This window comes from Merdimmobilis hominis (assembly GCF_900104615.1).
Taxonomy (GTDB): domain Bacteria; phylum Bacillota; class Clostridia; order Oscillospirales; family Ruminococcaceae; genus Merdimmobilis; species Merdimmobilis hominis.
The window spans coordinates 113,808-138,285 of record NZ_LT629939.1 but is presented as its reverse complement, the minus strand read 5'-3'; the positions used below and the strand labels follow the sequence as shown (position 1 = coordinate 138,285).

The window sequence follows — 24,478 nt, the reverse complement described above, 5'->3', positions numbered from 1 at the left end:
CAAAAGCCGGTGTCCATATTAATAGTAGAAAACTGCCGCAACCCTGCGGTATGGAGGATGGATCATGTTCCGATTCAACGGCTTTACCCAAAAGGCGAACAACGCGATCAATCTGGCAATTTCGGCGGCCTCCCAGCTGGGGCATACTTATATAGGAAGCGAACACCTTCTCTACGGCCTTCAAAAGGAAGGGAGTGGTGTCGCCTATCATCTGCTCTTTTCCCAGGGAGCCCAGGGAGAGGACATTCTCTCTTTACTGATCAAGACCATCGGCAGCGGTATGAAGACCGACCTCTCCCCAGGGGATTTAACCCCCCGATGCAAGCGGATTTTGGAGATGTCGATCCTGGAGGCGCGGGTACTGGGCCACAGTTATGTGGGCACAGAACACATTTTAATGGCAATTTTGAAAGAAAACGACAGCTATGCCGTCCGATTTTTGAAAGAGATCGGCATCGACCCCGACCGTCTGTATAAAAATTTGATCGAAGCAATGGGGGCAGAGGCCATGGAAATCTACGGCACCGACCGCAGCAAAAAGGCGCCGACCAAAACGGTAAAACCACAGAATACCAAAACACCCAATTTGGATAAATACAGCAAAGACCTGACGGACCAGGCTCAGGCCAATCAGCTGGACCCGGTGATCGGCCGGCAGGAGGAGATCAGCCGGGTGGTGCAGATCCTCTCCCGCCGCACAAAAAACAACCCCTGTTTAATCGGCGAGGCCGGCGTTGGCAAAACTGCCATTGTGGAGGGCCTTGCCCAGCGGATTGTAGATGGGGAGGTGCCGGATATCCTGCGGGAGAAGCGCCTGGTTTCCCTGGACTTGACCAGCATGGTAGCAGGGACCAAATACCGGGGCGATTTTGAAGAGCGGATTAAAACCGTGTTGGCAGAGGTGGTCGCTGCTGGCAACATTATCTTGTTTGTGGATGAGATCCACAACATCATGGGCATCGGTGCGGCAGAGGGCGCGGTGGATGCCGCCAATATCTTAAAGCCTCAATTGGCCCGGGGGGAAATCCAGCTGGTGGGGGCTACTACCCTGGAAGAGTACCGCCGCCATATTGAAAAGGATGCCGCTCTGGAGCGCCGGTTCCAAAGCATCCTAGTCAAAGAGCCCACCGAAGAAGACGCGGTGAAAATCCTGGAGGGCCTGCGGGACCGGTATGAAGCCCACCATAAAATCCGCATTAGCGATGAGGCTATCCAAGCGGCGGTGACCCTTTCCGCCCGATACATCAACGACCGGTACCTCCCAGATAAGGCTGTGGATTTGATCGACGAGGCGGCATCCTGTGTGAAGCTAAAAGCCTTTACAGCACCTAAAGACATCAAAGAGCTGGAAGAACGGCTCAAATCCCTGCGGGAGGAAAAGGAATCCGCCATCAATGCCCAAGAATTTGAACAGGCGGCTAAGATCCGGGACAGCGAACTGGAGATCAAGGATAAAATTCAGGTGTTGGACGGAAATTGGAAATGCGGCGACCGCCAGCAGGGGGAGGTAACCGCAGAGGATGTTGCCCAGGTGGTGGCTAAGGCCACCGGCATCGATGTGACTACCCTTACCCAGGAGCAGAGCCAGCGCCTTCTCCATTTGGAAGAGGAGCTCCACCGTCAGGTGGTGGGCCAGGATCAAGCAGTGACAGCGGTTGCCAAGGCCATTCGCCGGGGCCGGGTGGGCCTTAAAGACCCGGGCCGCCCCATCGGCTCTTTCATCTTTTTAGGGCCTACTGGCGTGGGCAAAACCGAGCTGACCAAAGCGCTGGCGAAAGCCCTTTTTGGCAGCGAACAAGCGTTGATCCGGCTGGACATGTCTGAATACATGGAAGCCCATGCCGCCTCCAAAATGGTGGGGGCGCCTCCCGGCTATGTGGGCTACGACGACGGCGGCCAATTGACTGAACGGATCCGTCGCAGGCCCTATTCGGTGGTGCTGTTCGACGAGATTGAGAAAGCCCATCCAGATGTCTTCAATATGCTGCTGCAAATCCTGGAGGACGGCACCCTCACCGATTCCCAGGGCAGGCGAGTCAGCTTCCAGAACGCGGTGATCATCATGACTTCCAATCTGGGAGCCCGGTTTATCACCGAGCGGAAGAACTTCGGCTTCTCCGCCGGCGGGGAGGAGGACGACGACAAACGCATCCGCAGCGATGTGCTGGGGGAGCTGCGCCGGGCCTTCAAGCCAGAATTCCTCAACCGGGTGGATGAAACCATCGTATTCCACAAGTTGACCCAGGAGGAGATCCACACCATCGCCCAGCGGCTGTTGGAACAGGTGAGCCAGCGGGTGGAGCAGATGGGGATTGCCCTCACTTTTGCTCCCCAGGCGGTGGAGGCAGTGGCCAAAGCCGGGTTTGACCCCATTTATGGGGCGCGGCCGCTGCGTAGGGCCATCCAGCAAAAAATTGAAGATGCTTTTGCCGACCATCTGCTCAAGGGGGATTTTGCGGCAGGAGACAGCGTCCTCTGCACTTTAGAAGGGGAGGAGTACCGCTTCCTAAAAGGGGAAAAGAGGCAATAGAATTGGCAGCAAAAGGGAGGCCGCATCGCGGCTTCCCTTTTGTTAGCTCCGCCAAAAAATATTATCTTTTCCTATGCAAAATGACGTATAAGCGAGAATTTTCGTGCATGGCCGACCTATTCACAGATAATTCAAAAATTCCGATGTCGATCCCCACTGGAAAACATGCTAAACTAAAGCAAGATTTAAGGGCCAGCCGTTTTTATCTACCCCTAATACCGCCTAAAACAGGCGTTTGTCAGCAATGGGAACGGCGGCAGCCCAGGGGCGAGAGCCCGCTAAACCAAACACATAGAAGTGGGAGGCGCATCCTCGTGGAAAAAACAGACAGGTTGTTGCATCAGAACATTTTGAAGGTCTTTCTTGGATATCTGCTGCCGACCGTCATGGGTATGATCACTCATTCCCTTTACTGCTTGGCGGACGTTATGTTCATTGGCGTGTATGTGGGCAGTACCGCACTGGCGGCAATGAACATCTGCATGCCTATCTTCACTCTATTTACATCCATTGGGTTGCTCATCGGCGTGGGTGCTTCTACCACCATCATGGTCAAGTTGGGGCAGGGGGATCACGAAAGCCCAGATAAGATTTTCTCCCTGGCTATTTTATGCAACCTAGTTGTAGGGGTCACCATCAGTGTGCTGGCCACCCTTTACCTGGAGCCCTTTGCCCGGTTCCTGGGGGCCACCGACCAACTGATGCCCTACGTTTCCCAATATATGACCCCCATCAACTGCACCTGCTTCGCCTTTATCCTCTCCAGCATGATGCAGGTGATCATCCGGGCGGATTACAACCCCAAATTGGTGATGATTGCCACCGTCACTGGCAATCTGTTTAACATCGTCTTTGACTATGTGTTTATGGCCAAAATGGGGATGGGGATTTTCGGCGCGGCCCTGGCCACCGCCATTTCTCCCTTCATCAGTTTGGCGCTGATGAGCCTTCATTATATTTTGAAAAACAACACCCTCCATTTCACCCGGGACTGCTGCGACCTTTCGCTGCTCAAGCGGATTTTGCAGAACGGCATTGGAACCTTCTGCCTGGAGTTCACCTCCGGCATGATCATTTTTGTGTTCAACATCGTGCTTTTGAAGATCAGCGGGGAGCTGGCCGTCGCCTGCTACACCATCATCTCCAACATCGCGTATGTGGGCAAGGGCATTTTCAACGGCATCGCCCAGGCCACCCAGCCGCTGATCAGCGCCAACTACGGCGCCCAGCAGTATGACCGATCCCAGCGGGCGGCAAAGATTTCTATGCTCACCGCTGTCGGTTTCTCTACGGTGGTATTCCTCTTGGTGCTGGTGATGCCCCGGCAGATCGCCGGTTGCTTCACCGAGGACATGAATTTGATCGAGGCTTGTATCCCCGCGATGAAGCTTTACTTTGTCTCCTTTGTCTTCACTGGCCTCAACACCATGCTGATGTACTACTTCCAATCCATCGAGCGGCCGAAGATCTCCACCGTTGTGGCCCTCTCCCGCGGGATTGTCCTAGTGCTGGTGGGCATCATTGTCCTCACCCCAATCCTCGGAGAAAACGGCGTTTGGCTGACCATCACCTTTGCCGAGCTTGGCACCCTTGCCTTTGCTTACCCCTATAAACGCCTGGTGGACCGGCGGCAGACACAGCGCGCTGTGCACCTGCTTCCACAAGTGACGGCCAAATAAAAAAGAGGATTTCTTTATAAACAAAAAGCGCCTGGGGATGACCTAGGCGCTTTTTGCTGTATGTCCGTATGGGAAAAGGTTGCATGGCAGTTTGTGCTATGATATATTTTATTCATAATCATTGCGTCTGGGTAAATAAGAGCGGCGGAGGTGTTTGCGGTGAACAAAAAGACAGATCTTTCTGTGGATGCGATCAAGATCGGGATTGAGGACAAACTTTACTATATCATTGCGGATTCCTGTATAGGGTGTGGGAAATGTGAGGGAGAATGCCCTGTCGGCGCAATTACCATGGGAGCGGAAAAGCGGGAGATTGACCCGTCCATTTGTATTGACTGCGGTACTTGCTCAGTTGTATGCCCCGTAGGCGCGGCTGAGCCGGTATTGGGGGAACGGGACAGCATACCCATCCAGGCTATAGATCCGGACAAATGCTATTTTAATCCGGGCTGTGCATTGAGCTTGTACAAACCAGAAGTTCCAGAGATGATGTTGAACTTGTTGCACGAACATTTCGGGCAGGTAAAGCTCCACAACATTTGTTGCCGAAACGATCCCCAGTTGGAGGCAGGCTCTGTCATCATCAACAACTGTGCGGGCTGTGACCGCCGCTTCCGCTCTTTATATAATGGCATTCGCACGGTTTCCTATTGGGAAGTCTTGGACAGTATCCCAGATTTGAAATTGCCGGACTATGGGGGGATGACCGTGTCGATCCACGACTCCTGTGGGTACCGGCACAGGCCACAGGTTCATCGCGCTATAAGAAGCCTTTTGCAAAAAATGCACATCAAAATTGTAGAAGCGGAGTTTAGCGGAACCTCCTCTGTCTGCTGCGGTGATAATTTTTATGGTGCCGTCCCCAACGAAGAGGTGGAGCGGCGCATACAGATGCGGGCGGATCAATTCCCCTGTCAGGATGTTGTTGTATACTGCATTGGCTGTGTGCGCTCCATGACGGCTGGAGGGAAAACGCCCCGCTATCTGCCCGATCTTTTGTTTGACCGTCATGCGGAACCGATGCCGGATACGCTTGACGAATACCATTCCAAACTTATGGGTTACATAAGGTCGCATGAAGGGGCAAGATCCCATTAAAAAAGCAGTTGCCGCTGGAACGAAAGCATAGGAATTGAGCGCCTGGGGGGATTTTTCCCCAGGCGCTTTTTCGTTTGTATGCCACAGATCAGCAGGGGCGGTTTGCCGGGCTGGCATGTCTTTCGAGAGAATAAAAAACGCCCCTCTCCTGGCGGCTTGGGCAGGGGAGGGGTGTTCTATACAATAGGGGTTACATATCCCGGGAGGCGACAAAGTTGGCGCCGGTGCCCAGGACGTCCTTAACCACGATGTCCCCTACTTTGACAGGGGACTGGACCTGCACTGCATTCAGCAGCGCCATGGCTTCCGGGATCATCGCCTTGGGGATGTCCCGGTCGGTTTTCACTGGTAGACGGTGGTGGATGCCACCGGTGATCTTCACAGTGGAGGTGATCACCCGGGTGGGATTGACCAGCTCTTTTTTCCCGTAGTCGGCGCCTCTAGGGCAGGAGTTGCCGGTGACGGCATAACCGTTTTCTTCATCCACATGGAGGTGGCAGCCCTTGGGGCAGACAATACAAATCAAATCGGTCATCTTCGCTTACTCCTTTTCTACAGAAATGACAATCTCATCGGCGGCTTTGTCCAGCAGCGCCTTGGGGATGACGATTTTTTCCATCTCGCCAGGGGCCATGTGCTCCCGCTTGAAGGTGGAGAGGGCCTCCCCTCCGGAGGTCACCTTGATGACAACATCTTGGAAGACGTTGCGCACCCGGAAAAAGACCTCTACAAATTTGTCCACATTTCCGGTGCGGATCTTCTGGGGGACGGTGTAGCCCACATTGTCCCCGTTTTTCAACTGGATCAGCTTGCCCTCTTGGATGCCCTCCGAAAGGATGTATTTGGCCGCATTGCCGCCAGCCCGCTTGCTTTCCGCGGTGACAAAGTCCACCAGGTCGTGAACGTGGACCACATTGCCGCAGGCGAAAACGCCGGGGATGGAGGTCTCCATATTCTCATAGACCACCGGGCCGTTGGTGCGGGGATCGATTTGGATGCCCACCCCGCGGGAGAGCTCGTTTTCCGGGATCAGGCCCACCGACAACAGCACGGTGTCGCAGTCGAACTCGATTTCCGAGCCAGGGATGGGTTTGCGGTTCTCATCCACCTTGGAGATGATCACCTTTTCTACCCGGCGGTCGCCTTGGATGTCGGTGATGGTGTGGGAGAGATAAAGGGGAATGCCGTAGTCGTTGAGGCACTGGACGATATTCCGGTTCAAGCCGTTGGAATAGGGCATCAGCTCCACGCAGGCCAGGACCTTAGCCCCTTCCAGGGTCATGCGGCGGGCCATGATCAGACCGATGTCTCCGGAGCCCAGGATGACTACCCGTTTGCCCACCATATAGCCCTCCATGTTGACATACCGCTGGGCAGTGCCGGCAGTAAAGATGCCGGCGGGGCGGGTGCCGGGGATAGAGATGGCGCCCCGGGTCCGCTCCCGGCAGCCCATGGCCAGGACGATGGCCTTGGCCTCCAGGATCATGTAGCCGTCCACCGTGTTGATGGCATGGACCTTTTTATCCTCGGTGATTTCCAGCACCATGGTGTCGGTTTTTACCTCCACATCGGTGCTGCGGACCATTTCGGCAAAGCGTTGAGCGTATTCGGGGCCGGTCAGCTCCTCTTTAAAGTAATGGAGGCCGAAACCGTTGTGGATGCATTGGTTAAGGATGCCGCCCAGTTCTTTATCCCGCTCCAGAATCAGCACTTTTTTTGCGCCGCCGGTGTAGCCTTCGTAGGCGGCGGCCAAACCGGCGGGGCCTCCGCCGATGACAATCAGATCATACATTACAGATTCCCTCCCACTTTGGTCTCGCCGGTGATGATGTAGCTGCCGGTTTTGTCCATCTCGATTTCGCTGTAGGGGATGTGGAGCTCCCGGGAGATGATCTCCTGGACACGGGGGCCACAAAATCCGCCTTGGCAGCGGCCCATGCCGGCGTTGCAGCGCCGCTTCACCCCGTCGATGGTCTTGGGGGGGATGGGGGAATGGAGGCAGGCCACAATCTCCCCTTCGGTGATGGTCTCGCAGCGGCAGATTACCCGGCCGTAACGGGCATCCTTGGCGATGACCGCAGCTTTTTCTTCCTGGGGCAGATCTTTGAAGTTGATCTTTTCCCGGGTGTCCACAAACCCTTCTTTCTCTGTGGCGGAGAGGCCCAGATCCCGCAGGATGTCCACTGCCATTTTGGCAATGGCCGGCGCGGCGGAGAGGCCAGGGGATTTGATGCCCGCCAGGTTGATGAAGTTTTTCGCGGTTTTGGATTCGGCAATGAGGAAGTCCTCCCGGTCAATGTAAGCCCGGATGCCAGCAAAGTTGCGGATGTTCTCCCGGAAGTTGATGCCCGGCACCGATTTGAGGGAGGCGTTCAGCACTTCAGCCAGGCCGTCAGCTGTGGTGGAAACATCCTCATATCCCTCTACAAAATGGGAGTTGGGGCCTACGATCAAATTGCCGTGGACGGTGGGGGCCACCAGGACGCCCTTGCCCACCTTGGTGGGGCATTGGAAGATGACTTTGTTCACCAGCTTGCCTTGGCTCTTATCCAGAAGGTAATACTGGCCCTGGTTGGGCAGGGAGCGGAACTCCGGTTCGGCCACCAGGTTGTGGACCTCGTCGCAATGGACCCCCGCCGCGTTGATGATATAACGGGTTTCATAGACATTTTTATCGGTGGTGATTAAGTACCCATCGGCGGTCTTTTCAATGCCGACCACCTTGTTGTTTAAGTAGAGTTCCACCCCGTTGCGCACGGCGGTCTCCGCCAAGGCGATGGCAAATTCCCAGGGGTTGACAATGGCGGCAGTAGGGGCGTAGAGGGCGCACTGAACCTTGGGGTTCAGGTTGGGCTCCATCTTGAGGGCCTCCTCCCCGGAGAGGATCCGCAATTCCGGGACGCCGTTTTTCACCCCGCGCTCGTAGATCTCCTCTACGGTTTTGGCCTCTTCGTCGTTGAAGGCAATGACAAACGAGCCCACCTGGTTGTAATGGACGCTCAGTTTCTGGCAGAGCTCCTTGGCCAGGCGGCTGCCTTCCACATTGAGCTTAGCCATCAAGGTTCCGGGCTCCGGGTCGTAGCCCGCGTGGATGATGGCGCTGTTGGCCTTTGTCGTCTGGTCGGCGACGTCGTTTTCCTTCTCGAGGACCGCTGTCTTGAGCTGGTATTTGGACAGCTCATAGGCGGTGGCCGCACCGACGATACCGCAGCCGATTACTACCACATCATACATGAAAAGGGTACCTCCTCAATTGTTTTATCAGTCACATTCCAAAGCGCGCACAAAAAAAGAGGCAAAGCAAGCCAAAGCCGCTGGAATACGGCCGGTAGCTGCTTTGTCTCTCTCATCGCTAAAGCACATATGAAATTCAAATTCAGTATACCACGTTTGCTGTCCGGTTTCAACCGCGAGAGGCCGTTATTCCTCCCAATTTTTAGCCCGAGATACGGCTTTTTTCCAGCCTTTTAACAGTTTCTCCCGCTGTGTGCCCTCCATCTGGGGGGAATAGATCTTGTCAAGGGTCCACTGGTTTTTGATGTCGCCCAGATCCTTCCAGAACCCGACAGCCAACCCGGCCAGATACGCTGCACCCAGGGCGGTGGTCTCCCGGATCATCGGTCGGCGGATGGAGCGGCCCAGGATGTCCGCCTGGAACTGCATGAGGAAATTGTTGGCGCTGGCCCCGCCGTCCACCTTCAGTTCCCGCAGGTCGATGCCGGTGTCGGCAACCATGGCGTCCAGCACATCCTTAGTCTGGTAGGCGATGGCCTCCAGCGCCGCCCGGATGATATGGTTGCGCCCGGCTCCACGGGTCAGCCCAAAGATGGCCCCTCGGGCATACATGTCCCAGTGGGGGGCGCCCAGTCCGGTAAAAGCGGGCACCAGGTACACCCCGCCGTTGTCCTCCACCTGGGTGGCGAAATACTCGGAATCCTTGGCGTCACCCAAGAACCGCAGTTCGTCCCGCAGCCACTGGATTACCGCACCGCCCACAAAGACGCTGCCTTCCAGTGCGTACTGCACCTTGCCGCCCAGGCCGATGGCAATGGTGGTCAAAAGTCCGTTTTGAGAGAGGTACATCTCCTCGCCGGTGTTCATCAATAGGAAACATCCCGTTCCGTAGGTGTTCTTTGCCTCACCTTTTTGGAAGCAGGTCTGGCCAAACAGGGCCGCCTGCTGATCCCCGGCGATGCCCGCAATGGGGATGTTCACCCCGCCGATATTGACAGTGCCGTATACTTCGCTGGAGTTGCAGACCTGGGGCAGCATACAGCGGGGGATATCCAGTGCTTTTAAAATTGTATCGTCCCAATCCAGGGTCTTGATGTTGTAGATCATGGTTCGGGAGGCGTTGGTGTAGTCGGTGACATGGACTTCGCCCCCCGTCAATTTCCAGATGAGCCAGGTGTCCACCGTGCCGAAGAGGATTTCTCCCCGTTCCGCCCTCTCCCGCAGGCCCTCCACGTGGTCGAGAATCCACTTGATCTTGGTGCCGGAGAAATAGGCGTCGATCAAAAGGCCGGTGTTCTCACGGATATACTCTTCCAGGCCCTGTTTTTTCAGATCCTCGCAGATGTCGGCGGTGCGGCGGCATTGCCAGACAATGGCGTTGTACACCGGACGGCCGGTTTTGCGGTCCCAAAGGATGGTGGTCTCCCGCTGGTTGGTGATGCCGATGGCCGCCACTTCGGCAGGGTCGATGTTGCCCCGGGCCAGCACCTCGGTGAGGACGCCATACTGGGAGGCGTAAATCTCCATGGGGTCGTGCTCCACATAGCCGGCTTTGGGATAGAGCTGGGTGAACTCCTTTTGGGCGATCTCCACAATGTTTTGCTGCCGGTCAAAGACGATGGCGCGGGAACTGGTGGTGCCTTGGTCCAAGGCGATGACATAATTCTTCATGGCGATGCTCCTTCTGAAAGTACTGCTACATAAACCAGATTTCAGGGCGGGTGGCGGAAACCGCAGCCGCACCCGCCGCCAAAGCGCTGAGAATATCCTCTTTGTCAGAGATGAGCCCCCCGGCGATGAGGGGGATAGAGGTCATCCCCGATAGCCGCCGCAGGATTTTGGGCATGACGCCGGGCAGCACCTCAATAAAATCGGGGAGCTGGCCCGCCCCCAGCTGTTTGGAAAATCCCTCCAGGGCGATGGAATCGATCATAAAAAAGCGCTGCACAGTGATGAGCCCTAGCTCCCGCGCCCGCTTGACCAGCTGGGATTTGGTGGTGATGACCCCATCCGCCTTGGTGGCATTGCGGATGAAACTGACCGCAATCTCCCGGGAAGAAAGGCCGTCGATCAAATCTAAGTGGACAAAGGCGGTGCGGCCTGCGGCCTTGATTTGGTCCACAATGCCGGGGATGCTCAAAATGTCCCCAAACAGGACAAAAACCACCTGGCAGTCGGAGGAGAGGGAGCGTTCCAGCCCCGCATAGTCCTTGACAGCGGCGACAATGGGCGCGTCCCGCAGGGCGGCAAGTACCGTTTCACGATCCATAAAAGCCTCCAGTGATGTTGTGTTTTTCGCTCAAAACGCCGCCGGGCAACGGAAGAGGGCAGAGACCCGGAACGGCGCTGGCTGTTACCCTTTTATTATACAGGCAAGCGGGGGGAAAAGCAAACTTTCCGGATAGCGGTTGACAAATCTTGGGAAGGAGGTATAATAATAACATAAGTGAGAAAAGCGATGACGGGGACGGTCCTCCATCCTTCCTTTGCAGAGAGCCGGCGGTTGGTGAAAGCCGGCAGGGAAGCGGAATGGGCCCATCGCCCCTGAGCTGAGGATTGAACGCTTGTTAGCGGGTTAGTAGAGCCCTTCGCAAGGACTGCGTTATCTGTCCAGGATTTGTTGGAATCCGTAGAAAGCGGCGCAATTGTTTGTGCAATTTGGGTGGTACCGCGGGCAATGAAAAGTTAGCTCGTCCCTGTGTGATACAGGGGCGGGCTTTTTGTATTTCCCCACAAAAGCCGCCTAAAAAATAAAATTGATATAGGAGGAGCTGCTATGCACCGTCGTTGTCAACGCCAAAGCACATGGAAGAACAAAAAAGCCGCAGCCATTGGCTGCACCCCCATCATGGCGCGAATTATCCGGCTGCCCGGAGCAGCCTCAAAATAAGAAGAAAACTGGCAGAAATAAACGAGGGGATCACCGCGGCGGCAAAGACGTCAAAAGGCGCGGCTGCCGTACTAGGGCATGGAGCTTTTTCCATGCCCTTTTTCTATGGAACGGGGCCAAAATCCACCCAAAGGGGCACGTTTGCCCCCAGCGGCGAATAGAATACCGGTGGGGAGGGTTTGCCATGAGACGAGGCCGCCGCTATTTGGATCCCAAACAGATCCTGTTTTATAAATCCTGTTTTGTATTTATGATGCTCCTCATCACTGTCATCCTGGTGGACAGCCGTATCCGGCCGGTGATCAAGACCATGTCCAGCTACCAAGCCCAGGTGTATGCTACCCAGGTGATCAACGACGCCGTATTGGAAGAATTGACCCGGGAAGGGGTCACCTATGGGGATTTGGTCACCCTGACGCGCAATGAAAAGGGGGAGGTCACCGCCATCCAGACCGATATGACCGCTCTTAACCGGATGCGGGCCAACATCACCAACACGGTGCTGTACCATGTAGCCAACCTGGAAAACCAGGACATCAACATCCCCATCGGCTCCCTGACTGGGGTGCAGATCCTGTCCGGCCGAGGGCCCAAGGTCAAATTCCACGTCATGCCTGCCGGGTACCTGCTCACTGATTACGAAAACCGGTTTGATTCCGCGGGCATCAACCAGACCCGGCATCAGATCCTGCTCAACATGACCATGAATGTGACCGCCATCGTGCCGGGATACAGCGTCACCACCGAGGTCAAAACCAGCTACTGCCTGGCAGAGACGGTGATTGTCGGGTATGTGCCTCAGTCCTTCACCGAAGTCACCGGGGACGACCGCTCCAATCTCTCCAAGATCTTCGATTTTGGCGCCGGGCGGGGGAATGGGGCTGCGCTGGTGCAATAGACGGCGGGCGGGGGATTATTTCCCTCTTTCCCAAGCAAAACTAAGAAATAAGGCTGTAAAATAAAAAAGAAATATGCTATACTATTACTCTGTGAACATCCGGCTGTGCCGGGAAAAAGGAGGTTGCATGTTGGACCTTCAGCAAGCAAAAAAGAGAATGGAAGAGCTGACGGCCCTTGTGGAGGACTACAGCTACTGGTATTATGTCATGGATAACCCCAAGGTGGAGGATTATGAGTACGACCGGCTCTACCATGAACTGTTGGATTTGGAAGAGCAGTTCCCGGAGCTTCAGTCCCCCAATTCCCCTACCCAGCGGGTGGGCGGAAAGACCCTCAACACCTTTGAGGAGGTCCGCCATGAGGTGCAGATGGGCTCCCTCCAGGACGTGTTCAGCACCGAGGAGGTAGCGGCCTTTGGCCAGCGGGTTAAAGAGGAGCTGCCCCAGGCCCAGTTTGTGGTGGAGCCGAAGATCGACGGCCTCTCGGTCTCGCTGGAGTACCGGGACGGGGAGTTTGTCCGTGGCTCCACCCGGGGGGACGGGTTTGTGGGGGAGGATGTCACCCAAAACCTGCGCACCATCCGGTCCATCCCTCTGCGCCTCAAGGACCCCATCCCCTTTTTGGAGGTGCGCGGGGAGGTTTACATGCCCCGGGAAAGTTTTGAAAAGGTGGTTGCCCAGCAGGAGCTGAGCGAAGAACAGCCCTTTAAAAACCCCCGCAACGCAGCCGCCGGATCCCTGCGGCAAAAGGATCCAAAGGTCACTGCTAAACGGTATTTGGACATCTTTGTTTTCAATGTGCAGCAGATCGAGGGGAAAGAGCTTTTGGGCCATAAGGAATCGCTGGACTATCTCAAGGAACAGGGTTTCCACGTGATCCCCTCTTACCTGTTGTGCAGCGAGATTGAACCCGCTGTCCGGGAGATTGAGGCCATTGGCCAGCGCCGGGGGGAGTACCCTTTCGACATCGACGGGGCTGTTGTGAAGGTGGACAACTTCTCCCAGCGGGAGGAACTGGGTTCCACTTCCAAATTCCCCAAGTGGGCCATTGCTTTCAAATATCCGCCGGAGGAGAAGAACACCAAGCTGCTTGATATTGAGATCAAAGTGGGCCGCACCGGCGCCCTGACCCCTACCGCCCGGTTTGAACCCATAACCCTGGCGGGCACCACCGTCAGCCGTGCAGTGCTCCACAACCAGGACTTCATCGACCAGCGGGAGATTGCCGTTGGGGATATCATCACCGTTCGCAAGGCCGGGGAGATCATCCCTGAAGTGGTGGCGGTGGCGGAGCACAAAGGGGAGAACCCGGTGTTCCAGATCCCCCGCGTCTGCCCCTCCTGCGGGTCGGAGGTGGTGCGGGACAAGGAGGCGGCGGTGCTGCGGTGTGAAAACGTCAGCTGTCCCGCCCAGGTGTTGCGCAACCTGATCCATTTCGCCTCCCGGGACGCCATGGACATTGAGGGCTTGGGCCCGGCCCTGCTGGAGGCCCTCCTCCAGCGGGAGATGATCGCTTCCCCGGCGGATCTTTACCATCTGAAACAAGAGGAGGTCGCCGCCATCGACCGGATGGGGGAGAAGAGCGCTGCCAACCTGATGGCCGCCATCGACCGCAGCCGCGGCAACGACCTGGGCCGGGTGATCTTTGCCCTGGGCATCCGGGGGATCGGCCAGCGGAGCGCCATCCTCCTCTCCCAGCACTTTGGGACAATGGACTCCGTCATGGCCGCCAATGTGGAAGAGATCAATGCCATCGACGGGTTTGGGGAGATTATGGCCCAAAGCGTGGTGGATTTCTTCGCTGGGGAAAACAACCGCCTCCAGGTGCAGCGCCTCAAGGATGCAGGGGTCAATATGACCTGCCTGAACAAGCCCCAATCCAAGGTTTTGGAGGGCCTCGTCTTTGTCTTGACTGGCACCTTGCCCACCATGAGCCGCAATGAGGCAAAAGAGATCATCGAAAACCTGGGGGGGAAGGTCTCCTCCAGCGTCTCCAAAAAAACCAGCTATGTAGTGGCGGGGGAGGAAGCTGGAAGCAAACTGACCAAGGCACAGGAGCTGGGGGTTCCCATCCTGGATGAAGCGGGCCTCCTCACCCTGACACAAGGACAATAAAAGGAAGGTGCAACAATGCAGATCGATATCAAACACGTGGCCAAACTGGCCCGGCTGAGAATAGAAGACGATCAACTGGAAAAGTTTGAAGAGCAGATGCAGGATATTTTGGGCATGGTGGAAAACCTGCCCGAGATCTCCGGCAGCGAATTTGGGGTGGATCCTAGCTGCCCCATGCAACTGCGCAAGGACGAAATCACCCCCTCCCTTCGCCGGGATGAGGTTCTCAAAAACGCCCCCGAAGTCAAGGCCGGCTGCGTCGTCGTGCCCAAGACGGTGGAACAGTAAAAGGGTAGGAGGTAGACAACATGGAATTGTATACAAAATCAGCGGCGGAACTCTCCCGCATGCTGCGGGACAAGAGCTGCAGCGCCACCGAGATCGCCCAGTCGGTGTTCTCCCGGATTGACGCGGTGGAGGACAAGGTAAAAGCCTATATCACCCTGACCCGGGATTCCGCTATGGACCAGGCCAAAGCGGTGGACGAGCTGCTGGCCAAAGGGGAGAGCCTGTCCCCCTTGGCGGGCATCCCCGTGGCGGTGAAGGACAACATCTGCACCAAGGACATCCTCACCACCTGCGCTTCCAAGATGCTGTACAACTTTGTGCCGCCCTATAACGCCACTGTGATGGAAAAACTGCTGGCCGCCCACACCGTGATGCCCGGCAAGCTGAATATGGATGAATTTGCCATGGGTTCCTCCTGTGAGAACTCCCGGTTCTTCAAGACCCACAACCCCCACAACCTGAACTATGTTCCCGGCGGCTCCTCTGGCGGTTCCTCCGCGGCGGTGGCCTCCGGCATGGCGACACTGGCTTTGGGTTCCGACACCGGCGGCTCCATCCGGGAGCCTGCCGCTTACTGCGGCATTGTGGGCCTCAAACCCACTTATGGTTCGGTTTCCCGCTACGGCTTGGTTGCCTTTGCCTCCTCCCTGGACCAGATTGGCCCCATGGGACGCACCGTGGAGGATGTGGCCATGCTGTACAACGTCCTCTGCGGCCACGATAAGATGGACGCCACCAGCGCCTACCGGGAATACCCCGATTTCACCGCCAACCTGGGTGAAGGGGTCAAGGGCCTCACCATCGGCGTGCCCGCCGAATACTACGGTGAAGGCGTGGACGAGGAAGTCAAAACCGCAGTTCACGCCGCCATCAAGGAGTTGGAAGCGGCTGGCGCCACTGTCAAGGAGATCAGCCTGCCCAGCACCCAATACGCCCTCTCTGCCTACTACATCATCGCCTCCGCGGAGGCTTCCTCCAACCTGGCCCGGTTTGACGGGGTCAAATACGGCTACCGCGCCGAGAATTACAACGGCCTCATCGACATGTATGAACGCACCCGCAGCGAGGGCTTTGGCGACGAGGTCAAGCGCCGCATCATGTTGGGCACTTTTGTGCTCAGCTCTGGGTACTATGACGCCTATTACAAACGGGCCAAGCTCCTCCAGATGCGCATCGCCCAAGAGTTTGCCGAGGCGTTCCAGTCCTGCGACCTGCTGATCACCCCCACAGCCCCCTCCACGGCTTTCAAAATTGGGGAGAATGTAGACGACCCCTTGAAGATGTACGCTGCCGACATCTGCACCATCAACGTCAACATCGCCGGCCTGCCCGGCCTTAACATCCCCTGCGGCAAGGGGGCCAACGGCCTGCCCATCGGCATGCAGCTCATCGGGCCCAAATTCTCCGAGGCCACCTTGCTCAAGACTGGCGCTTGCTATGAGAAGATCGTCGGGGGCTTTGGCCCCATCCCCGAGATCCGGGCATAAGGAGGTAAATGGAACATGGAATATACAACCGTCATCGGCCTTGAGGTCCATGCGGAACTCAACACCGCTACCAAAATCTACTGCGGCTGCAAAAATGCCTTCGGCTCCGAAGTCAACAGCAACTGCTGCCCCATCTGCACCGGCCTGCCCGGCACCCTGCCCACCCTCAATGAGAAGGTGGTGGACTATGCCATCAAGATGGGCCACGCCCTCAACTGCACCATTCACAACGTCTGCAAGCAGGACCGGAAGAATTATTTCTATCCCGACCTGCCCAAGGGCTACCAGATCTCCCAGTTTGACATCCCCCTGTGCGAAAATGGCTTTGTGGAGGTGATGCTGGACGACGAGGGCACCACCAAAAAAATCGGCGTCACCCGCATCCACATTGAGGAGGACGCCGGCAAGCTGATCCACGACGACAGCTTCTCCGGCTCCCTGGTGGATCTAAACCGCTGCGGCGTCCCGCTGATTGAGATTGTCTCCGAGCCGGACATGCGCTCTTCCGCCGAGGCAAAAGCCTATCTGGACACCATCAAGGCCATTTTGGGGACCATCGGCATCTCCGACTGCAAGATGCAGGAGGGTTCCATCCGGTGCGACATCAACGTTTCGGTGATGCCCAAGGGCTCTGATACCTTTGGCACCCGCTGCGAGATGAAAAATGTCAACACCTTCAGCGGTGCGGTCCGCGCCATTGAGTATGAGGCAAAGCGCCAGATTGAGATTCTGGAAGCCGGTGGGGAGATCCACCAGGAAACCCGCCGCTGGGACGACATGAAAGGGGAATCTTTCCTGCTGCGCTCCAAAGAGGATGCCCAGGATTACCGGTATTTCCCCGAGCCGGACCTTTTGACCATCATGGTGGACCCCGCCCATGTGGAGGAGCTGAAAGCCTCCCTGCCGGAGCTGCCCAACGCCAAGCTGAAACGGTATATGAAGGATTTCGGTCTGCCCCGGTTCGACGCCAACCTGCTGGTGGAAAACCCGGAGAAGGCGGAGCTGTTTGAAGCGGCCGCTGCCCTCAAGTCCTGCCAGCCAAAAAACATCTCCAACTGGCTTAACGGCGATGTTTCCCGCCTCCTCAACGAGAAGAACATCAATTTGAGTGATACCAAGCTGACCGCCCAAAACCTCGCCCGGATGATTCAGCTCATCGAGTCTGGGGAGATCTCCAATGCCGCGGGCAAGACGGTGATTGAGGAAATCCTCTTCACCGACAAATCCGCCGATGAGGTGGTCAAGGAGAAGGGCCTTGCCCAGATCAGCGACACTTCTGCGCTGGAGGCCATTGTGAAATCAGTGCTGGAGGCCAACGGCAAAGCTGTGGAGGACTACAAAAAGGGCAAGACCAACGTGGTCGGCTTCCTGGTGGGCCAGTGCATGCGGGCCTCCAAGGGCCAGGGCAACCCCGGCATCTTCAAAGACCTGATTGTCAAAGCAATAGAAACCATATAACAAATATAGATATATGACGCGTCCAATAGCGGGTGGAAAGTAACTTCACCCGCTATTTCTATAGAAAAAAACGATATAAATCGGCTAGCTATCGAAAAAATCAATTACAATTGCCCGGGGTATGGAAGCATGGTATAATATCCAGGAATTTAGGCGGTTTTTGCCTAAAGGAGGTATCTTTTCATGCTCGTAGACATGCATCTACACGAATCAACCTATTCCTCCGACAGCAAAATGACCTTGGCGGAGATCGTCAGCGATGCCAAAGCCAAAGGCTTGGACGGTGTCTGCATCACCGACCACGACAGCATGGGGCTCAAAGAAGTGGCGGAAGCCTATTCCAAAGAAGTGGATTTCCCCATTTTTGTAGGGGTGGAATATTATTCCCTGTGGGGGGACATCACCGCCTTTGGCATCGATTCTTTCCCCAGTGAGCGGATTGACGCCCAGGAGTTCATCGATTTTGTGGCCTCCCAAGGGGGATTCTGTATCTCCTGCCACCCGTTCCGCAACAACAACCGGGGATTGGAGCACCACCTCAAGGACGTCCACGGCCTGGGCGGGGTGGAGGTGCTCAATGGAAGCACCTCTTTGGAGGCCAACCGGGAAGCCCTTCGCTACTGCAATGAGCTGGGGCTTGTGCCAATTGGGGCCAGCGATGCCCACTGGACCAGTCAGCTGGGCAAATACGCCACCTACCTGCCGGAGGATGTGCGCACCATCCCCGACCTGGTGCGGGTGCTCAAATCCGGGAAATGCCGCCCGGCGATCTGGACGGAAGAGGGATATCAAGTCGTGGAAACCTTCTAAAAGGGAAGGGGTCCACGCTGGTATAGAATCTGTAAATACGAGGAGTGCACGACTATGAAACGTATCCTGGCAAGTTTGTTGGCTGCGGCTATGCTGACAGGCGTTTTTGCTGGCTGCAGCAACAGCGGCGGCCAAAGTTCCAGCTCTGGAACATCGTCTTCTGAGGCTGCTGAAAAGCCCTATGAGGGCACAACTTTAAATGTGATGCTTGCCTACGGCGGGGCGGAGAAATCCTTCGACGCCTTCACCGAGAAGACCGGCATCAAGATTGAGTATGTGGAGATCTCCACCGGCAAGGCCTTGGCCCAGATGCAGGCGGAAAACGGCAACACCACAGCGGACGTCTGGTTCGGCGGCGGCGTGGACAGCTACATCGCTGCAACCGAACTTGGCTATCTGGAACCGTATGTCTCCCCCGAGGCGGAAGCCATCGATGAGAGCTACCGGGACAAAGACGGCTACTGGACAAGCCTGGCCCTGGTTCCCGCCGGTTTCCTGGTGAACAACGACGTTCTCGCCGAGAAGAACCTGGAAGCCCCCAAAACCTGGGAAGACCTGGCTGATCCCAAGTATAAAGATGAGATCATCATGGCTTCTCCCGCTATCAGCGGCACTCAATACGCCATCCTCAACGGCACTCTGCAAGCTTGGGGAGAAGAAAAAGGCTGGGACATCTGGGGCAAGATTAACGACAATGTGGACTTCTACGCCAAGGGCGGCGGCGAACCCGGCCCCAAGACCTGCGCTGGCGAGTACGGCATCGCCATTCTCGCTATGACCGGCGGCACCTTCGCCCTGGAAGAGGAGTACCCGGTCACTGCCATCTACCCTGAGGACATGATTCCTTGGACTCCCGCCCCCATCGCCATCTTCAAGAATTCCCAGAACAAGGAAGCAGCCAAGGTATTTGTGGACTACATGCTCTCCAAAGAGGGACAGGAAGCCCTGCGTGAAGCCGATGCCCGCATCATGGCCAGAGGCGATGTGGAGGTCCCCTCTGCGATCGGCACCGTCGACACAACCAAGATGATCAAACAAGATGTCACCTTGTTTGGTTCCCAGCGGGAGGCCCTGCTTGAAAAATGGGCTGCCCTCGCCGGTGAAAAAGACGCGTAACCAAACTGAATGTTGAGAAAGGGGCCTTGAACCGCGGTTCGGGGCCTCTTTCAGCATGGAAAGGAGGCGCCTATGACAGCATATGAGCAAACCGGCACAGCCCGTCCGGTCCGCCGGCTCCGGTACCGGGCGGCCAATCTGCTGGATTGGGTGATGCTGGGGCTGCTGCTGGCGGGAATCGCCTTGTTTATCCTCTATCCCATTGTCTCGGTGGTATCCACCAGTTTCTTTGTCAAAGGCCAGTTCACCCTGCAATACTACCTGGATCTGTTTACCAAAAGCAACCTAAAATTGATCGGCAACAGCCTTTGGGTGGCCACACTCTCTTCCAGTTTCACCACCTTTTTTGCTTTTTGCATCGCGCTGTACGCCTTCTGCTCCAAAGAAAAGACCCGTAGACTCTTGCAGAACGGCCTGCTTTTGACCATGATTTCCCCGCCTTTTGTCTCGGCCCTGGCCTTTATCTTGCTGTTCGGCCGCCGTGGGATCATCACCTACGGCCTGCTGGGCCTGAGCGTCAACCCCTACGGCTGGCACGGCATCGTCATCTTGCAGACCATAGGCAACATCTCCTTTGCCACGCTGCTCCTGCTGGCCTCCTTTGATACGGTGGACCTGAAACAGGTGCTGGCTTCCCGGGATTTGGGGGCCAATCCCTGGCAGACTTTGTGGCATGTGGTGATCCCCCTGGTGCGCCCCGGCCTTTTGTCGGTGATTTTCACCCTATTCACCATGAACCTGGCGGATTTCGGCACCCCAATTGTCATTGGCGGGCGGTATAAAGTGCTGGCTACGGAAGCTTATTTGCAGGTGATCTCCACCGCCAACCTGGGCAAAGCATCGGCCATCAGTGTGCTGATGGTTCCCACAGCGGTAGTGGCTTTCTACTTTTACCGGAAGACCCTCTCCCAATCCGGCAGCCTTGCTGAGGGGAGCAAATCCTTTTCCGGCAGCGGCTACGAGTTTGAACTCCCCCGGTCCATCCGCTGTTTGCTGCTTTCGGTGGTGGGCTTGTTTTTCACCGTGATGGCATTAAAATACGGCAATATCTTGTTGTCTACTGTCTCCAACACCGCCACCGGCCACATCCAGTTCACCACCAAGTATTTCCACGACCTGCCCCGCTCTCAAATGAGCTCCTATTGGCGGAGCATTCGATATGCAGTTCTATCCGGCGTGGCGGCCTCCTTTTTGGGGATACTGCTCTCTTATTACACCCACCGGCGCCGCCTGCCCGGCATGAAAGGGGTGGAGTTTATCGCCTCTCTGCCTTACATCATCCCCGGAACCTTCTTCGGTCTGGGGTATGTGGCGGCTTTCAGCCATGAGCCCTTCCTGCTGCGGGGAACGGGCCTCATCATCATCTGCAACTACACCTTCCGGCAGATCTCGGTCGCCAACAAGTCGGCCAACGCCGCCTTTTCCGCCATCGATGAAAAACTAGAGGCCGCAGCTCAAGACTTGGGGGCCAGCCGGATGGAGGTCTTCTTCGGGGTGATACTGCCCCTGCTCAAGTCCACTTTCCTGACCTGCTTTATCACGGTGTTCACCTCCAGCATGACGTCGGTGGGAGCCATCGCCTTCCTGATCTCCCCCGGCAAGAACGTGGCCAGCATGGAGCTGTTCCAATCCATTGAAAACGGCCGCTATGGGGTGGCAGCCGTCCAGGCGGTGATGATCATCGCCGTCACCCTGGGGATCAACTTATTTTCCATGTACCTGCTCAACCGGGGCCGGAAAAATCAGAAAGGAGGGAACGGACGTGTTCCTGAAGCTGGATCATCTCAAGAAGCTGTATGACGCTGACAACGGGGTAAAAGAGCTGAATTTTTCCATCGATAAAGGGGAGTTTGTCACCCTTTTGGGGCCGTCCGGCTGTGGGAAAACCACCACCCTTAACCTGATCGGCGGCTTCCTCAAGGCGGATTCTGGCCGCATCCTGTTGGATGGGGAGGATATCACCGCCCTCCCACCGGAGGAACGGCCCATCTCCACTGTGTTTCAAAGTTACGCCTTGTTTCCCCATATGAACGTGCTGGAAAACGTCTGCTACGGCCTGCGTTTTCTGCGGCGGATGTCCAAAAAGGAGGCCATTCCGGTGGCGATGGAGTACCTCTCCATCGTGGGGCTTTCCGGCTACGAGAAAAGCCGGGTGGGCAACCTCTCCGGCGGGCAGCAGCAGCGGGTGGCCCTGGCCCGGTCGATGGCCACAGGGCCCAAAATTCTTCTGCTGGATGAGCCTCTTTCCAATTTGGACGCCGGCCTGCGGGTCAAGATGCGGGCGGAACTCAAAGAGCTCCAGCAGAAGCTGGGTATCACTATGATATTTGTCACCCACGACCAGGAGGAGGCCCTCTGCCTCTCGGATCGGATTGTGGTGATGGACCATGGGGATGTAGCTCAGATCGGCACCCCGCGGGAGATTTACTTCCATCCAGAAAGCCGCTATGTGGCCACCTTTGTGGGCAAATCCAACGACTTTCGGGAAGGGGGGAGGACAGTGGTAGTCCGCCCGGAAGACATCCTCCTTCGCATGGCGCCGGACGGCCCCTACACCATTGTGGAGAAGACCTTCATGGGTTCCCACACCGAGTATGTGGTGGAGGGCGATGGGAAGCGGCTGGAAGCGAGCCTCTTCGGCCGGCAGAACAGCGAGCTGGAAACCGGCGCCCGGGTGGCGGTGGAGATCGGCCACTCCTTCTTCCTAAATGAATAGCCTTATTTGCGGAATCAAGTATCCCCCGGAGAAATTCTCCGGGGGATTTTTCTATGGCAAAACCGGTTCTAAAAGAGGGCGTGTCCCCATATCCTTACCACAAAGGAGTGAACAAGCTTATGGAGACGCTAAAAAACAAGAACAGCTATGACAGCGCCGTGGAGTCCCTGGACGACCGGGTACAGAAAGTTTTGCTCTATCTGCCTTCGATGATGAAGGATCATATTTCCGAAGTGCGCCTGCGGGAGGGACAACCTCTGGCCGTCCAGATGGGAGACCGCACCTGTTTTGTCAGCTGCCAATCCAAGCTGACCGACCGGCCAGGCAGCCAAAGTTTTATCGTTACCCGGGAGGACATCGCCTCCAGCATCCGCACTATGAGCCGCTATTCGGTTCACACCCACCAGCATGAGATCCGGGAGGGGTACCTTTCGGTTGCGGGCGGGCACCGGGCCGGGCTGGGGGGAAGCGCCGTCCTGGAAAAAGACGGGGTCGCCAACCTGCGGGAGATCACCTCCATCAACCTGCGGATCGCCCGGGATATCCGGGGCTGTGCCGACCAGCTGGTGGAGCGGATATTCAGCCGGCGGGTGCAGGGTGTACTGATCGCCGGGGCGCCGGGAAGCGGTAAAACGACCCTGCTGCGGGACCTTGGACGGCAGCTATCCAGCGGGGCTACTGGACGGTACCTGCGGGTGGCGGTTGTGGACGAGCGGTGCGAAATCGGCGGCACGGCGGCTGAAGGCCGGCGGGATCTGGGAGTCTGCACCGACCTATTGAGCGGCTGCCCCAAAGGGGAGGGCATTCTGATGGCCCTGCGGTCCCTTTCCCCCGACCTAATCCTCTGCGATGAGGTGGGGAAGGAGGAGGAAATCCGGGCGGTCTCCATGGCCCTCAACAGCGGGGTGCCGGTGGTGGCCACCATCCATGCCTCCACCCTGGAGGAGCTGCTGGCCAGGCCCCAAGGAGTGGCCCTTTTGCATACAGGGGCTTTTCAGAAGGTGGTTCTGCTGGAAGGGGCAGCTTCGCCATGTAAGATCAAATCCATTGTGGAAGCGGGGGATTTTCATGCTCCGGTTGGCCGGGCTTTTGCTGATAGCAGCCTGTTGTAGCGGGGCGGGAATCCTCGCCTCCTGCCGTCTATCCAACCGGGTTTTGGCATTGGAAAGCTGCCTCTCCTTCGTGCAGGCACTCTGCGAGGAGCTGCGGTACACCCTTGCCCGGACCGAGGATTTGCTTCTCTCCCTGGGGGAGCGGGGAAGGTTCGCCAAGTTGGACTTCATCGGCAATGCGGCCCGCCTCACCAAAGAGGGGATGGATTTCCCCACGGCGTGGCACACCGCGGTGGATGGTTCCGCCCTCCCTTTGGAACCGGAGGACCGGCGGGTTCTTGGCCAGGTGGGGGAACTGCTGGGGGCTTCCTCCGCAGAAGGCCAGCTGGCCCAATTGGCCCAGTGCCAGCGCCTTTTGGAGGAGCAGCGCGCCCAGGCCCAGGAGGAAAAAACCTCCAAGGGGAACCTGTTCCGCAGTTTGGGGATGCTGGGGGGAGCGGGCCTTTTCATCCTATTTTTGTGACGATTGAAAAAACCAAGGCGGCTCCAATCGGGAAGCCGCAGGGGAGGACAACCAATGGATGTGGATTTGATTTTTAAAATAGCTACTATCGGCATTATTGTGGCGGTGCTCAACCAGGTGCTGATCCGTTCAGGCCGGGAGGAACAGGCGATGATGACCACCCTGGCCGGGCTGATTGTGGTGCTGATGGTGATGGTGCAGGAGATCAGCAATCTGTTTTCCACCATCAAAAGCGTGTTTGGCCTGTAAAGGGGGTGAACCGTGTGGAGATGCTCTCGGTTGTGGGCCTGGGGCTGACAGCTGCGGCTCTTGCCGTAGTTCTGCGGCAGTATAAGCCAGAATACGCCCTCCTAGTCACTTTGGGGGCGGGGGTGCTCATCTTCCTCTGGATCACCGGGGAGGCGGAACCCCTCCTGCGGCAGATTGAAAGGGTGATCACCCTGGCCAAGCTACCGGGGGAGTATGCCCAGGTTCTATTCAAGTCCCTGGGGATTTGTTTCTTGACCCAGCTGGGCTGTGATACCTGCCGGGATGCCGGGGAATCCGCTGTGGCGGCCAAGGTGGAACTGGCGGGCCGGGTGGC

21 protein-coding genes and 1 other annotated feature are annotated in these 24,478 nt (G+C 56.8%); of the genes, 16 read left to right on the top strand and 5 right to left on the bottom strand.

Going from position 1 to position 24,478, the window contains the following annotated elements; translation table 11 throughout:
- Positions 1 to 64 precede the first annotated feature (64 nt).
- The 3 genes from BQ5353_RS00690 (at position 65) to BQ5353_RS00680 (ending at position 5,307) form a co-directional block, all read left to right on the top strand.
- Positions 65 to 2,530, top strand: coding sequence for an ATP-dependent Clp protease ATP-binding subunit (locus BQ5353_RS00690; RefSeq protein WP_071427097.1), 2,466 nt, complete (start codon positions 65 to 67; stop codon positions 2,528 to 2,530).
- Positions 2,531 to 2,844: 314 nt separating this feature from the next.
- Complete coding sequence (locus BQ5353_RS00685) at positions 2,845 to 4,209, top strand: MATE family efflux transporter (RefSeq protein ID WP_054331174.1); 1,365 nt, start codon at positions 2,845 to 2,847, stop codon at positions 4,207 to 4,209.
- Positions 4,210 to 4,368: 159 nt separating this feature from the next.
- Entirely contained in the window at positions 4,369 to 5,307 is a 939-nt protein-coding gene (locus BQ5353_RS00680) for a 4Fe-4S binding protein (RefSeq protein ID WP_231358394.1), read from the top strand.
- Between the two features lie 190 nt (positions 5,308 to 5,497).
- Here the strand turns inward: BQ5353_RS00680 and BQ5353_RS00675 are convergent, their stop codons facing one another.
- From BQ5353_RS00675 to BQ5353_RS00655, 5 genes are all read right to left on the bottom strand, one after another.
- Positions 5,498 to 5,842 (bottom strand): DUF1667 domain-containing protein, encoded by a 345-nt coding sequence (locus tag BQ5353_RS00675; RefSeq protein ID WP_054331175.1) that lies wholly within the window; start codon positions 5,840 to 5,842, stop codon positions 5,498 to 5,500.
- A gap of 6 nt (positions 5,843 to 5,848) precedes the next feature.
- The gene (locus BQ5353_RS00670) at positions 5,849 to 7,099 is read right to left on the bottom strand and encodes an NAD(P)/FAD-dependent oxidoreductase (protein WP_071427096.1); all 1,251 of its coding nucleotides are present in this window, start codon (positions 7,097 to 7,099) and stop codon (positions 5,849 to 5,851) included.
- Positions 7,099 to 8,541: an NAD(P)/FAD-dependent oxidoreductase gene (locus tag BQ5353_RS00665; RefSeq protein ID WP_071427095.1), complete on the bottom strand. Its 1,443-nt coding sequence runs from the start codon at positions 8,539 to 8,541 to the stop codon at positions 7,099 to 7,101. The genes BQ5353_RS00670 and BQ5353_RS00665 overlap by 1 nt, the downstream gene beginning before the upstream one ends.
- A 186-nt stretch (positions 8,542 to 8,727) precedes the next feature.
- A complete protein-coding gene (gene glpK / locus BQ5353_RS00660; protein ID WP_054331177.1) occupies positions 8,728 to 10,212 on the bottom strand; it encodes a glycerol kinase GlpK in 1,485 nt (494 codons plus the stop codon).
- 25 nt (positions 10,213 to 10,237) lie between these two features.
- Positions 10,238 to 10,810 carry a glycerol-3-phosphate responsive antiterminator gene (locus BQ5353_RS00655; protein WP_054331178.1) on the bottom strand — a complete coding sequence of 191 codons (573 nt, stop codon included), beginning with the start codon at positions 10,808 to 10,810 and terminating at the stop codon, positions 10,238 to 10,240.
- A gap of 180 nt (positions 10,811 to 10,990) precedes the next feature.
- Positions 10,991 to 11,242 (top strand) — a binding site (T-box leader).
- A gap of 373 nt (positions 11,243 to 11,615) precedes the next feature.
- On the opposite strand from BQ5353_RS00655, the gene yunB reads away from it, so the two are divergent.
- From yunB to BQ5353_RS00590, 13 genes are all read left to right on the top strand, one after another.
- Positions 11,616 to 12,329 (top strand): sporulation protein YunB, encoded by a 714-nt coding sequence (gene yunB, locus BQ5353_RS00650; RefSeq protein WP_054331179.1) that lies wholly within the window; start codon positions 11,616 to 11,618, stop codon positions 12,327 to 12,329.
- Positions 12,330 to 12,456: 127 nt separating this feature from the next.
- Positions 12,457 to 14,445, top strand: a complete 1,989-nt coding sequence (gene ligA / locus BQ5353_RS00645; RefSeq protein WP_195254328.1) for an NAD-dependent DNA ligase LigA — start codon at positions 12,457 to 12,459, stop codon at positions 14,443 to 14,445.
- A 15-nt stretch (positions 14,446 to 14,460) separates the two neighbouring features.
- Entirely contained in the window at positions 14,461 to 14,733 is a 273-nt protein-coding gene (gatC, locus tag BQ5353_RS00640; RefSeq protein ID WP_054331180.1) for an Asp-tRNA(Asn)/Glu-tRNA(Gln) amidotransferase subunit GatC, read from the top strand.
- Positions 14,734 to 14,753: 20 nt separating this feature from the next.
- On the top strand, positions 14,754 to 16,220 hold the full coding sequence (gene gatA / locus BQ5353_RS00635) for an Asp-tRNA(Asn)/Glu-tRNA(Gln) amidotransferase subunit GatA (RefSeq protein ID WP_054331181.1): 1,467 nt from the start codon (positions 14,754 to 14,756) through the stop codon (positions 16,218 to 16,220).
- 15 nt (positions 16,221 to 16,235) lie between these two features.
- Positions 16,236 to 17,678, top strand: a complete 1,443-nt coding sequence (gene gatB, locus BQ5353_RS00630) for an Asp-tRNA(Asn)/Glu-tRNA(Gln) amidotransferase subunit GatB (protein ID WP_071427094.1) — start codon at positions 16,236 to 16,238, stop codon at positions 17,676 to 17,678.
- A gap of 183 nt (positions 17,679 to 17,861) precedes the next feature.
- Complete coding sequence (locus BQ5353_RS00625) at positions 17,862 to 18,488, top strand: PHP-associated domain-containing protein (RefSeq protein WP_054331182.1); 627 nt, start codon at positions 17,862 to 17,864, stop codon at positions 18,486 to 18,488.
- 54 nt (positions 18,489 to 18,542) lie between these two features.
- Entirely contained in the window at positions 18,543 to 19,604 is a 1,062-nt protein-coding gene (locus BQ5353_RS00620; RefSeq protein WP_071427093.1) for an ABC transporter substrate-binding protein, read from the top strand.
- 72 nt (positions 19,605 to 19,676) lie between these two features.
- Positions 19,677 to 21,404 (top strand): ABC transporter permease, encoded by a 1,728-nt coding sequence (locus BQ5353_RS00615; RefSeq protein WP_054331185.1) that lies wholly within the window; start codon positions 19,677 to 19,679, stop codon positions 21,402 to 21,404.
- Positions 21,367 to 22,320 carry an ABC transporter ATP-binding protein gene (locus BQ5353_RS00610; protein ID WP_071427092.1) on the top strand — a complete coding sequence of 318 codons (954 nt, stop codon included), beginning with the start codon at positions 21,367 to 21,369 and terminating at the stop codon, positions 22,318 to 22,320. Before BQ5353_RS00615 ends, BQ5353_RS00610 begins: the two co-directional genes overlap by 38 nt.
- 119 nt (positions 22,321 to 22,439) lie before the next feature.
- Positions 22,440 to 23,432, top strand: coding sequence for an ATPase, T2SS/T4P/T4SS family (locus BQ5353_RS00605; RefSeq protein ID WP_071427091.1), 993 nt, complete (start codon positions 22,440 to 22,442; stop codon positions 23,430 to 23,432).
- The gene (locus BQ5353_RS00600; protein WP_054331188.1) at positions 23,389 to 23,895 is read left to right on the top strand and encodes a stage III sporulation protein AB; all 507 of its coding nucleotides are present in this window, start codon (positions 23,389 to 23,391) and stop codon (positions 23,893 to 23,895) included. The genes BQ5353_RS00605 and BQ5353_RS00600 overlap by 44 nt, the downstream gene beginning before the upstream one ends.
- A 54-nt stretch (positions 23,896 to 23,949) precedes the next feature.
- Entirely contained in the window at positions 23,950 to 24,144 is a 195-nt protein-coding gene (gene spoIIIAC / locus BQ5353_RS00595; protein WP_054331189.1) for a stage III sporulation protein AC, read from the top strand.
- Between the two features lie 20 nt (positions 24,145 to 24,164).
- Positions 24,165 to 24,478: SpoIIIAC/SpoIIIAD family protein (locus BQ5353_RS00590; protein WP_083386500.1), on the top strand; the 314-nt coding region annotated here is incomplete at its 3' end.

Excerpts from the sequence above, each read along its gene's own strand:
- BQ5353_RS00675 (WP_054331175.1), bottom strand. The coding sequence starts at position 5,842 with ATGACCGATTTGATTTGTATTGTCTGCCCCAAGGGCTGCCACCTCCAT.
- spoIIIAC (WP_054331189.1), top strand. The coding sequence starts at position 23,950 with ATGGATGTGGATTTGATTTTTAAAATAGCTACTATCGGCATTATTGTG.
- BQ5353_RS00600 (WP_054331188.1), top strand. The coding sequence starts at position 23,389 with ATGCTCCGGTTGGCCGGGCTTTTGCTGATAGCAGCCTGTTGTAGCGGG.
- BQ5353_RS00665 (WP_071427095.1), bottom strand. The coding sequence starts at position 8,541 with ATGTATGATGTGGTAGTAATCGGCTGCGGTATCGTCGGTGCGGCCACC.
- glpK (WP_054331177.1), bottom strand. The coding sequence starts at position 10,212 with ATGAAGAATTATGTCATCGCCTTGGACCAAGGCACCACCAGTTCCCGC.
- BQ5353_RS00620 (WP_071427093.1), top strand. The coding sequence starts at position 18,543 with ATGAAACGTATCCTGGCAAGTTTGTTGGCTGCGGCTATGCTGACAGGC.
- BQ5353_RS00690 (WP_071427097.1), top strand. The coding sequence starts at position 65 with ATGTTCCGATTCAACGGCTTTACCCAAAAGGCGAACAACGCGATCAAT.
- gatA (WP_054331181.1), top strand. The coding sequence starts at position 14,754 with ATGGAATTGTATACAAAATCAGCGGCGGAACTCTCCCGCATGCTGCGG.
- BQ5353_RS00615 (WP_054331185.1), top strand. The coding sequence starts at position 19,677 with ATGACAGCATATGAGCAAACCGGCACAGCCCGTCCGGTCCGCCGGCTC.
- gatB (WP_071427094.1), top strand. The coding sequence starts at position 16,236 with ATGGAATATACAACCGTCATCGGCCTTGAGGTCCATGCGGAACTCAAC.
- BQ5353_RS00605 (WP_071427091.1), top strand. The coding sequence starts at position 22,440 with ATGGAGACGCTAAAAAACAAGAACAGCTATGACAGCGCCGTGGAGTCC.
- BQ5353_RS00625 (WP_054331182.1), top strand. The coding sequence starts at position 17,862 with ATGCTCGTAGACATGCATCTACACGAATCAACCTATTCCTCCGACAGC.
- yunB (WP_054331179.1), top strand. The coding sequence starts at position 11,616 with ATGAGACGAGGCCGCCGCTATTTGGATCCCAAACAGATCCTGTTTTAT.
- BQ5353_RS00670 (WP_071427096.1), bottom strand. The coding sequence starts at position 7,099 with ATGTATGATCTGATTGTCATCGGCGGAGGCCCCGCCGGTTTGGCCGCC.
- BQ5353_RS00655 (WP_054331178.1), bottom strand. The coding sequence starts at position 10,810 with ATGGATCGTGAAACGGTACTTGCCGCCCTGCGGGACGCGCCCATTGTC.
- gatC (WP_054331180.1), top strand. The coding sequence starts at position 14,461 with ATGCAGATCGATATCAAACACGTGGCCAAACTGGCCCGGCTGAGAATA.
- ligA (WP_195254328.1), top strand. The coding sequence starts at position 12,457 with ATGTTGGACCTTCAGCAAGCAAAAAAGAGAATGGAAGAGCTGACGGCC.